Source organism: Flavobacterium enshiense DK69, from assembly GCF_000498495.1.
In the GTDB taxonomy this organism is placed as follows: Bacteria; Bacteroidota; Bacteroidia; order Flavobacteriales; family Flavobacteriaceae; genus Flavobacterium; species Flavobacterium enshiense.
Genome location: NZ_AVCS01000032.1, coordinates 41,062 through 51,929, shown reverse-complemented (window position 1 = coordinate 51,929; position 10,868 = coordinate 41,062). Strand labels below are relative to the sequence as shown.

The following is a 10,868-nucleotide window of genomic DNA, read 5'->3' as shown; positions in this document are numbered from 1 at the left end:
AAGCCGGCGGGACGTTAGCGGCAAGCTTGAAAAAAAATAACGTGAAAAAAGAAAATATTACTACGTCAGTTAACATACAAAAGCTTCAATTAGATTCTTTTGAAAAAATCAATTATTTTAAAGTTCCTGCCCTATGCCTTTTTTTTAGCGTGATGTCCATAACGAATGGTTTTCAACAGTTCTCGGTAATTAATTTTGCAGAACCACTACCAAAATTAAGTTTAATATTTTTCATTCTCGGTCTGGTTTCTTTTAAGCTTAAGTCCGACCGTTTGAAATTGATAATAGTTGAAAACCCAGCTTCGGATTTTAAGGAGAAAATATTAAGTTTAGCACAACAAAGTAAATGGGAAACCGAAAAAAATGAAGAGAAGGTGATGATTTTTAAAACTATTCCTCCTAGAGATTACGACGATTTTTATAATCATAACAAAAATCATGGTGAACGAATTTACATTTTTGCAGAGCAAAATAGAGTTTATTTAAAAAGTATTGATAATCTGGATAGCCCTGGTTTTAAAATACAAAAAGGAGATAATCTTTCGAACGAAAAAGCCATAGTTGTAACAATAAAGCCAGCCGCTAACAGCGGTTTTATGCTATAGCGGGGCTTGGGATTTTTTGGATTGGTCAGTGCTTCCTTTTCTTCTTTAAAAAGAAGTTTTTTCTTTCTACTTTTCGGTATATTTGTAAACATCAGTAATAAAAAATCCGCCACAGCATAAAGCCGGCGGGACGTTGTGAGCAATGCTAAAAAAACTACATGTGAAAAAATTAAGCGTAATAATTATTTTTGGTTTTATATACCTTTCTATGATTTCCTGTCAAACAAAAAAAGGAATATTGAATTTGGAATCGAGGTTTTATACGGATTCTATCTATAGCAACTTTTTATCTGAATACAGAAAACATAAAATCTATTTACCTAAAGGATTCAATAAGAAAAAAAAATATCCCATTATATATGCAACGGATGGAAATTCAGACATAACACAAAAGAAACATGCATTAGATTCTTTAATTAATAATAAAATAATAAAACCGGTGATTTTTATTGCTAGCTATTCCAATGATAAAATAGTAGATAGTACTAGTATAAAGACTGGGGATGGAAAAAAAGTCTATTTAACTTATCGAAACTTTGAATATGTAAATCGAAAAGATTCTTTGTTAGCAAATAGGTTTCAAAACCATATGCTATACTTCATAGATGAATTAATTCCTCAGGTAGAGAAAAATTTTAACCAAAACCTTAATAAAAAAGATCGTCATTTTTATGGGGTTTCCAACGGAGCAGGCTTTGGATTAAGCTTATTAAATACTTATCCAAACACAATTGGAACTTATATCTGTTTTTCAACTTTTGGTGGAGATATTCAAACAAATACTTGGCAAAAAGACGTGAAATATCCAAATTTATATTTGTATTATGGAAGTGAAGAACCTTTCTTCCTTAAAATAGAAGCAGAATTTCTAAAATCAAAGTATAAAGAATTAAACTTAACTTACGAGACCAAAGAATACAACGGTGGACATAGTAATAAAAATTGGAGTGACGAATTTAATAAAATAGTAAGTAAATTAATCAAAACTAATTAAAGCACTGCTCACAACAGCGGTTTTATGCAATGGCGGGGCTTGGGATTTTTTGGATTGGTCAGTGCTTGCATTTCTTCTTTAAGAAGAAGTTTTTTCTTTCCACTTTTCGGTATATTTGTAAACATCAGTAATAAAAAATCCGCCACAGCATAAAGCCGGCGGGACGTTAACTGCCATTTTAAAAAGACGAATCGTTCAATGAAAAAGATAACATATTTAATAATTTTATTATTTATAAATAATTTATTTTCTCAAACTGCAACGTTAAAAGGAAAAGTATTTGATGGTCTATTTTGCAGCGAGTGTGGATTTTCCGGAGTAGTATTAGTCCTTAAGGACAAAGATGGTAAAACTTATGGCGCGCAAACAGATACCGATGGTAATTACAAAATTGAAAATTTAAAAAATGGAGTCTATACTTTAAACGTAAATGCAAGTGGACTTAGAGAAAAAGTTTACGAGAATTTTATAATTGATTCCAGCGAACAAAAATTCGAGTTTATATATCCTGAGCCATGCGTAAAGAGTATCAAAAGATGTCCTAAACAACATACAGACAATATTATTCCAATTGTTTATGGTTTACCAAGCAAACGAACGATGATAAAAGCAGAAAAAGGAAAGGTAAAGCTTGGTGGTTGTGATTCAAGTTTTTGTGAAAAATGGTTTTGTAAAACACATAATATTAGTTTTTAACTTACTCGGAGAAGAAAAACGGCAGTTAACAGCGGTTTGCAGCAAGTGGGGTTTTAGGGAAAACTCTAACATCTTTTTGTATATTTGGCTTTAGGAATAAACAAACTAAAGGAATAAAATCCCCACCTGCAGCAAGCCGGCGGGACGTTAACGGCAAGTTTGGCCAAAAATTACGAGTAAAAAAATCAAACGAAAAACTATATGTTTACTTCAACTGAATTGTTTTTATTGAAAAAACTTTTACATAAAATAAAATACTCTGATTTGGATATTTGCGAAATAAATGAATTTGCAAATAGCCCTATTACAAATCAAATTCTTGAAAAACTAATTGCTCCAAAGGAAATTGAAAAAGAACAAATAAATCATCGACAGAATGCAAAAAAGTTTTTCTTTGAGTTTAATAACCATGTTGGAAACGCTATAAAAAATAGGCTTATTCAAATGGATGATTCAGTATTTCCTGTAATTGAAAAATGGAATCGTAACGAAGTGGAAGAATTTGCGTTGGATATTCTAGGTCCAATAGATTATGAAAAAAGTGAATTAGATAAGTTAATAGATTTTTTAATAGAAATTTCTAAAAAGAAAACCAGCCGTTAACAGCGGTTTTGTGCAAGCGGGGTTTGGGTGTGTATCGGTAAGAGCTAGTGTTTGCAGTTCTCTCCTATTTTTCAACTTTTCTCTTTCAAACTTTTCGGTATATTTGTAAACATCAGTAACAAAAATCCCCGCCTTCACAAAGCCGGCGGTACGTTAGCTGTTATTCTAAAAAAACGATGTGAATTCAAGAAGCCTATGAAAGATATTAAATGTATTATTTTTGATTGTGATGGAGTTTTGGTTGACAGTGAAATAATTGGAAATCAAATATTACTTTCAATGGCAAAAGAATTTGGTCTTGAAATGACAATTGAAGATGCAATTAAAAATTTTAACGGTAGAAGTCTAAAAGACAGTTTTCAATACATTGAGAATTTGACCAATAAAAAATTGCCTGACAATTTTGAGAGCGAATATAGAAAACTAACTTTCGAAGCGTTTAAAACTGACTTAAAACCAATTAAAGGTGTAAAAGAATTTATTGATACTTTATCCGTTTCTTATTGCGTTGCTTCAAGTGGGCCAATAGAAAAAATCAATTTGAATTTAACAACAACAGGTTTGATTGAAAAATTTGAAAATAAAATATTCAGTTCATACCAAATTAATAGTTGGAAACCTGAACCAGAAATATTTCTATTTGCTTCAAGAGAAATGGGATTTACAACAAACGAATGTGTTGTAATTGAGGACAGCAAAGCTGGTGTAATTTCAGCAAAAAAAGGTGGTTTTAAAGTTTATGGATTCGCAAACGAAAACAATGAAAAAGAATTGAAAGATGAAGGCGCAATAATTTTTTATAGTTTCGAAGAATTGGCAAGTTTATTAAATCTAAAAAACTAGAAATAACAAGAACAACAGCTAACAGCGGCTTTAAGAAATTGGGGTTTTAGTGTTTAACGGGACGATCTTTTCGTACATTTGGCTTCAGTCCTAATGGAATGGTTTGGGAACAAAAATCCCCAACTTCATAAAGCCGGCGGGACGTTATGCGCTATATTTCCCAAACTAATCTTTAAACTATGTTCAATAGAAATTGGAATCAGAATCATGAAGCTTTTTGGAAGCCCGCATTAGAATTAAATCATAATGGCTTAAGCAATTTCCAAAATAATCTTATCAACGAAGTTAAAGAGCTACTGAATTCAAAATCTATTAATTACTCAGAAAAAACTTCTGAGCATAGAGACATAAATGATGATGATAAAAAAGTCAAAATGATAACTTTATCTCTAAACGATTATCCAGAATCTAAAATTTGGATTTATCATGACATGGCTGAATATGACTTAAATAAAATTCATCATATTTATGAAGAATGGGGATATTTAAATCCAAATGATCTCAAAGAAAGATTTTTAAATAGTATTAGAGAAATCTTAAAGGTAAAATAATACAGCGCATAACAGCGGTTTTAAGAAATGGCGGTGTTTAGGGATTTATTGGTAATGGTCAGTGAATATTTTTCTTCTCCGAAGTGAGGCTTTTTCTTTCAAACTTTTCGGTATATTTGTACACATCAGTAATGAAAATCCGCCACTTCTTAAAGCCGGCGGGACGTTGTGTGCTATTGAAAAAAACAGAACTTAAAAATTAACTACTATATAACCTTTCTATGAAAAAAATCATAATTACTTTTTCTTTAATCTTCTTCTCAATTTTTGGTTTTTCGCAAAAAATAACAAATGAAAATTTCGAAAATAAATTCAGTCAACTTTTAGAAAATTTAGGTAAAGAAAACTGGAAAGATTCCGAGAAATTATGCTCAGATTTGTTAGAGTTTACGGAACCAATTCCAGAATTAGATACTGAAAAAAAAGTTTTAAGATATATGTTCATCTATTCTACTGCAGGACTTTTGAATGAAAAAAAACTATCAAAGGAAGAAGCTTTAAAAAGAACAATCCACTTGAAAGACAAACAAATGATAATGCCAGCCCATCCTTTTAAAAGTAATTGTTTTGTAAACTGCACCCAGATTACAGACGAAGATAAAAACACATTTTTTTCAGGTGTAAATAACAGTAAGGGAACACAAATTTTTTCTTTTGAATATGTCAATATTAAAAATGGTATTAAGGAAACAAAAGATCAATTAGAAGGTAAATTTATAGTTCTAAAAGGAACACTAAATGAAATTTCTGTTGACGGGAATATTTTACCCCGATTTAAATTAAAGTTTATTGAAGGAGAATATGACTTCGTAGAAAACTAAAAACAACAGCACACAACAGCGGTTTTAAGAAATTGGGGTTTTGGCGTATACTGGAAGGGTCTTTTTGTATATTTGACTTCAGTCCTAATGGAATGGTTTGGGAACAAAAATCCCCAACTTCTTAAAGCCGGCGGGACGTTAGCAAACATTTTAAAAAACTACATGGGAATATTTGACAAAATCTTTGGAAGCAATAAAAAAAGCATCGAAAAAAATAGTGAAAATCCTAACAATACTAAATTGATAGAATTGTTAGAACAATACGGTAAGAATCAGAGTCAAGAAAATTACAAAAAAGCTTTTGACGAAATCGTTGAAGGGAATTCGATGTTAATACTGCCCTCGATAAATGATGGCGGAATGGATGACAATTGGAGAACTTTAGAAAAAGAATCGACTCTAAAACTAACATCAGTTTTTGACATCGATGGATTGAGTGTTTTAGGTGTTTTCACCAGTCCAGAAAATCTTGTTGAATGGACTAAAAAAGAAACTCAATACACAGCAATGAAATCGAAAGATGTAATTGAATTTTGTCAAGCGCAAGGGATTGATAGAATTGTTATCGACTCAGATATGCCAACAATGTTTGTTTTAGAGAGAAATAGAGAGAATATTAAAACTGAAGTAATTAAAGAAGATACTCAAGTAACAGTTGGAACTCCTATCAATCCTATGGCAGGAGAATTATTAAAAAAACTTCAATCTAATTTTAAAAAGGTTAGTGTTATTAAGGAAGTTTATCATTACGTAATGGTAAGAAATAATGAGAGTATATTAATTCTTGGTTTTGTCCTTGATACCTATACAGACAACTCGAGAGCTGCAAGTATAAATTCTGTTCAAAATTCAATGGATGGAGAAAACCTGGAATTGCCTCTCGAAATATTTTTGCTAAGCGATGAAAATTGGTATAAAACTGTACAAGGAATTGAAGATTCATTGATTTATAAAAGATAAAAACGTTTGCTAACAGCGGTTTTAAGAAATTGGGGTTTCGGTGTTTAATGGAACGGCCTTTTTGTATATTTGGCTTCAGTCCTAATGGAATGGTTTGGGAACAAAAATCCCCAACTTCTTAAAGCCGGCGGGACGTTAGCAGCAAGATAAACATAACTATGAGAAACAGTTCGTATCAAAAAATGCTAATTGAATATGGAGGTAATTTAAACTCTTACGAAGAGGAAAGAAATCAATTATTATCTCAATATAAATATTCAATAATCTTAGAAGGAGAATTTACAGAACTGGAAAACTTAGAAAAATGGATAAAGAAAAATACTGGTATTGAAGTATTAGAGTCAATATATTATGACAAAATTGATTATGATTATTGTTTTGTTGAATATTTCTTCTCCATTGAAAAAAATGCTTTGGAAACACAAAATGTAATTCCTAAAATATTTTCTACTTATCCAAATTCATATCCTTCAGCAAGCATTTGCAGAACTAATGGTAATAAAGAATTTATAAATTACAATGCTAACATGAGCGATATAATAATTTTGTAAAATTAATTCAGTAATATCCTGCTGCTAACAGCGGTTTTATGCTATAGCGGGGGCGGTGTGTAATGGGAGGAGCCACTGCTTATACTTCTCTCCTATTTTTCAACTTTTCTCTTCCAAACTTTTCGGTATATTTGCAAACATCAGTAATAAAATATCCGCCACAGCATAAAGCCGGCGGGACGTTATGCGACATTTTAGAAAAACTACACGTAAAATCCAATCGATATGTGTCAAACAGGTAAAAATATTAAATTCTGTACTTGTCTCCCAAACGGAAACATCAAGTCAATTGTGAATAATAAAAACTCTCGAAAAAATAAAATTGACGCAGAAAAATATACCTGGACATTAAAAAGATACTTGGGTAATTCCGATATTCAAATGGATGGATTATTAATGTCTCCTAGCGACAAATTAGTAGACAATCTAAGTGCAGAATACATCAAAGCAGAATTAAATGAAAGAAATTGTTTTGATTTTGATTACAAACCAGTTGAAGGTGACAATTTAGAAATACACAATCCAAAAAAATACATAGCAAAATACATTTCTTTCATATTTAGAGACGGGAAATGGGTAGCTGATTCATACAATGGTTTTATAGACAAAACTGAAAAAATAAATTATGGCCAAGTAGAGTTTGAATAAAAAACGTCGCATAACAGCGGTTTTGTGCAAGCGGGGTTTCGGTGTGTAATGGAATGGTTTGGTTCTAAAATCTTTGCGTTGTTTCAGCTTTTTTTCTTTAATCTTTTAGGTATATTTGTAACCGTCAGTAACAAAAATCCCCGCCTGACACAAAGCCGGCGGGACGTTAGCAGCCATACTGACTCAACGCGACGAAAAAAAAACGAAATAATTTTCCCGTTTTGGGAACTTTTGTTATCTTTGTCAAAAATTAAAACATTTGAGAGTAATAGCTAAAAAAATATTGAGGGATTTTTGGGAAATACACGCTGATTGTGAACAACAATTGAAATCGTGGTTTCAGGAAGCGAGTAAAGCCGAATGGAAAAATCCAAACGAAATAAAACTAGATTATCCAAGTGCTAGTATTTTAAATGATAATAGAGTAGTTTTCAATATTAAAGGAAATAATTATAGGTTAATTGTTAAGCTAAATTATGATTATCAAATGATTTGGATTCGATTTATTGGAACGCATGCAGAATATGACAAGATTAATGCTAACGAAATTTAAAAGTTATGGAAATTAAACCTATAAAAACAGAAAACGATTATAATCAAGCTTTGGAAAGACTTGAAATAATCTTTGACGCAAAAAGTGGTTCTCCTGAAGGAGACGAACTTGAAGTGCTTGGCATTTTGATTGACCAATACGAAAACGAACACTTCCCTATTGGTTTACCAGATCCAATCGAAGCAATTAAGTTCAGAATGGAACAAATGGGTTACAATCAAAATGATTTAGCCAATATTGTGGGGCTAAAAAGTCGCGCAAGTGAAATTTTAAATAGAAAAAGAAAGCTTTCATTGGAAATGATAAGACAATTACATGAAAGACTTCACATACCTACAGACGTTTTAATCCAAGCTTACTAATAAAAGTACGGCTGCTAACAACGGTTTTATGCAAATGGGGTTTTAGGGCAAAACTCAAACTCCTTTTTGTATATTTGGCTTGGTGATAAAACTAACTAAAGGAACAAAAATCCCCATCTGCATAAAGCCGGCGGGACGTTAGCCGTAATGTTGCCCAAAATGACGAAAACCAAACAACTACAAAAAATAATGAATATAGAAATCCCGAAGTTTCACGAAACTTTCAATCCAATACTTGAAATTTTAAGTAACGGAGAAACTATTCACACAAGAGAACTGCAAAAATTAGTTATAGAAAAATATTTTTCAAATTTAACTGAAGAGCAATTATCTGAAAAAACTAAATCGGGAGAGAATTTAATAAATAACCGAATTGCTTGGGGCAAATCATATTTAAAAAAAGGTGGATATATTTTTTACCCAGAAAGAGGACACGTAAAAATTACAGAAAAAGGTTTAAAACAGAAATCCGAACTGTCTTTAAAAAATGTTGTTGAAGATTCAGGAATTGTAAATTTTTATTCTGAAGAAAATCAAAAAGGCAATAAAGGAAAAACAGAAATTAAAGAAATAACTACATCATCTCCACAAGATTTAATTGATAAAGGTTTTTCGCAAATTGAAAACGAAGTAAAAAACGATCTTTTAGAAAAATTGAAAACTATAGATCCTTATTATTTTGAAAAAGTAATATTGATTTTACTTAAAAAAATGGGTTATGGAGAATTCATAGAAACTTCAAAATCTGGTGATGGCGGAATTGACGGAATAATAAATGAAGACAAACTTGGTTTGGATAAAATTTATATTCAAGCGAAAAGATTTAGCGAAAATAAAGTTAGAGAAAAAGACATCAGAAATTTCATTGGCGCAATGAGTGGAGATACAAACAAAGGAGTATTTGTAACAACATCACTGTTCGATAATGGTGCAATCGAAAAAGCAAAAAATGCTCATCATAAAATCATTCTTCTTGATGGAAATAAACTTGTTGATTTAATGCATGAGTTTAATGTTGGTGTCCAAATAAAAGCAGCATACGAAGTAAAACAACTTGATGAAGATTTCTTTGAGGAACAATAAAACACTACGGCTAACAGCAGTTTGCAGCAAGTGGGGCTTTAAGGCAAAATTTAATGTTGGTTTTGTGTTTGTAAACTTAATCTTAAATTGATACTTTTGGGAAAACAATTCCCCACCTGCAGCAAGCTGGCGGGACGTTAGCGGCTAGTTTGGAGCAACAGAACGTATAAAGAAAATCTAACAAGAAAATGGGCATATTCAATATTTTTAGAAACAAGAAAAAGAATGTAAATACTTCAACTGAAAATGGAATTCTTGGTCCAACTTATCTTGATAACTTAACAGAAAACATTTCTAATCCAAATGATTTAGAAAGTCACGAATGGAGAAGAAAGTTAAAAGCAAAATCAGGGGAAACTAAATTCAGAATTGCATATTATGGAAAATTGCATGATGAATATAAAAGCCTAATTGTGGGAACCGACTTCGCTCCTATTTTAATTTATGCAATCAACATTTCAACAAAAGAACAAATATTACTTTTTGATGGTTGCAAACATGGTTATAATGCAATGTTTTGCGATAAATATTCCAAAAATCAAATCGAAAATAGAAAAGCAGAAATTTTATATAAAGACAAAAATAACAACGAAGTTTTTGAAATCATTATATCGACATACAATGGAATAGAATATGATGATGAATTTGGCGATGATGTTGACGAAAATGGGTTTATTGAATTAATTGATGGTAGCAAATCAGAATTTGATAAAGTAAAGCGAAATGGATTTGATACTCTACAAATAAACTTAATAAATGGAAATGACGAAATAATAGAAATTGTTTCAGAAGAACTCTCTTGAAAAAATAAAACCAGCCGCTAACAGCAGTTTGCAGCAAGTGGGGCTTTAGGGCGAAATTTAATGTTGGCTTTGTGTTTGTAAACTTAGTCTTAATTCGTTACTTTTGGGAGAACAATTCCCCACCTGCAGCAAGCTGGCGGGACGTTAGCAGCAACCAACCCAACGAATCGTCAAATTACAACTAATAACATGGAAATTTCTACATCCAAAATATCTATCGACTTGCTAACACATGGCAGACGAAAAATAGTTCCAATAATGTTAGATACTTTAACATTTTTAGGCTTTTTGGGTGCTTTCACATTGATGATTTTACAAAAAAATGATATCCACTTTAGCCATCTTATTGAAATAATAGTAATGATATTATTTGTACTGGGAATTATAAGTTTTATGATTAGTTCTCTGAGCTTATTTACTTGGGATTTTGACCAGCGTTATGAAATTACAGGTAATATAAAACTAACGGAAAACAACATTGAGATTAATAAAAATCTTATCAATTTAGAAGATGTCGAAAAAATATATTTAAAAGCTTACAACACTAAAGGATTTAAGCGTGGTGATGGAACAAATAACAAAATTGAAATTAAAACTTCCAATAGTATCTTAGAACAGAAATTCATAATTGAAAATATTGAAAAAAGAGACGATTTAAAAAAATACACTTTATTTCTCAAAACAAAAAATATCAAAATTTTTATTGATGGAATAGATTTGATATAGTAAGGCTGCTGCTAACAGCGGTTTTGTGAAATTGGGGTTTTAGGCATAATGGGACGATCTTTTTGTATA

The 10,868-nt window shown here is 31.1% G+C and carries 15 protein-coding genes; all 15 read left to right on the top strand.

Annotated features, from left to right (window positions below):
* A partial coding sequence (locus tag FEDK69T_RS15975; protein WP_035656453.1) for a hypothetical protein occupies window positions 1–605 on the top strand: 605 nt, incomplete at its 5' end.
* A gap of 160 nt (window positions 606–765) precedes the next feature.
* Window positions 766–1,599: an alpha/beta hydrolase gene (locus FEDK69T_RS14975; RefSeq protein ID WP_023575039.1), complete on the top strand. Its 834-nt coding sequence runs from the start codon at window positions 766–768 to the stop codon at window positions 1,597–1,599.
* A gap of 198 nt (window positions 1,600–1,797) precedes the next feature.
* On the top strand, window positions 1,798–2,295 hold the full coding sequence (locus FEDK69T_RS14970) for a carboxypeptidase-like regulatory domain-containing protein (protein WP_023575037.1): 498 nt from the start codon (window positions 1,798–1,800) through the stop codon (window positions 2,293–2,295).
* Between the two features lie 201 nt (window positions 2,296–2,496).
* The gene (locus FEDK69T_RS14965; RefSeq protein WP_023575036.1) at window positions 2,497–2,898 is read left to right on the top strand and encodes a hypothetical protein; all 402 of its coding nucleotides are present in this window, start codon (window positions 2,497–2,499) and stop codon (window positions 2,896–2,898) included.
* A 195-nt stretch (window positions 2,899–3,093) separates the two neighbouring features.
* Entirely contained in the window at window positions 3,094–3,741 is a 648-nt protein-coding gene (locus FEDK69T_RS14960) for an HAD family hydrolase (RefSeq protein WP_035630974.1), read from the top strand.
* Between the two features lie 179 nt (window positions 3,742–3,920).
* Entirely contained in the window at window positions 3,921–4,292 is a 372-nt protein-coding gene (locus tag FEDK69T_RS14955) for a hypothetical protein (protein WP_035630970.1), read from the top strand.
* A 221-nt stretch (window positions 4,293–4,513) separates the two neighbouring features.
* Window positions 4,514–5,113 (top strand): hypothetical protein, encoded by a 600-nt coding sequence (locus FEDK69T_RS14950; RefSeq protein WP_023575032.1) that lies wholly within the window; start codon window positions 4,514–4,516, stop codon window positions 5,111–5,113.
* Between the two features lie 87 nt (window positions 5,114–5,200).
* Window positions 5,201–6,073, top strand: a complete 873-nt coding sequence (locus tag FEDK69T_RS14945; protein WP_023575031.1) for an SseB family protein — start codon at window positions 5,201–5,203, stop codon at window positions 6,071–6,073.
* Between the two features lie 158 nt (window positions 6,074–6,231).
* Window positions 6,232–6,624 carry a hypothetical protein gene (locus FEDK69T_RS14940; protein WP_023575030.1) on the top strand — a complete coding sequence of 131 codons (393 nt, stop codon included), beginning with the start codon at window positions 6,232–6,234 and terminating at the stop codon, window positions 6,622–6,624.
* Window positions 6,625–6,915: 291 nt separating this feature from the next.
* On the top strand, window positions 6,916–7,272 hold the full coding sequence (locus FEDK69T_RS14935; protein WP_131494773.1) for a hypothetical protein: 357 nt from the start codon (window positions 6,916–6,918) through the stop codon (window positions 7,270–7,272).
* Between the two features lie 259 nt (window positions 7,273–7,531).
* Window positions 7,532–7,825: a type II toxin-antitoxin system HigB family toxin gene (locus tag FEDK69T_RS14930; RefSeq protein ID WP_035630995.1), complete on the top strand. Its 294-nt coding sequence runs from the start codon at window positions 7,532–7,534 to the stop codon at window positions 7,823–7,825.
* A 5-nt stretch (window positions 7,826–7,830) separates the two neighbouring features.
* Window positions 7,831–8,187, top strand: coding sequence for a helix-turn-helix domain-containing protein (locus FEDK69T_RS14925; protein WP_023575027.1), 357 nt, complete (start codon window positions 7,831–7,833; stop codon window positions 8,185–8,187).
* A gap of 189 nt (window positions 8,188–8,376) precedes the next feature.
* On the top strand, window positions 8,377–9,270 hold the full coding sequence (locus FEDK69T_RS14920) for a restriction endonuclease (protein ID WP_023575026.1): 894 nt from the start codon (window positions 8,377–8,379) through the stop codon (window positions 9,268–9,270).
* Window positions 9,271–9,458: 188 nt separating this feature from the next.
* Entirely contained in the window at window positions 9,459–10,073 is a 615-nt protein-coding gene (locus tag FEDK69T_RS14915; protein ID WP_023575025.1) for a hypothetical protein, read from the top strand.
* Window positions 10,074–10,262: 189 nt separating this feature from the next.
* A complete protein-coding gene (locus tag FEDK69T_RS14910; protein WP_131494772.1) occupies window positions 10,263–10,799 on the top strand; it encodes a hypothetical protein in 537 nt (178 codons plus the stop codon).
* Window positions 10,800–10,868: the final 69 nt, after the last annotated feature.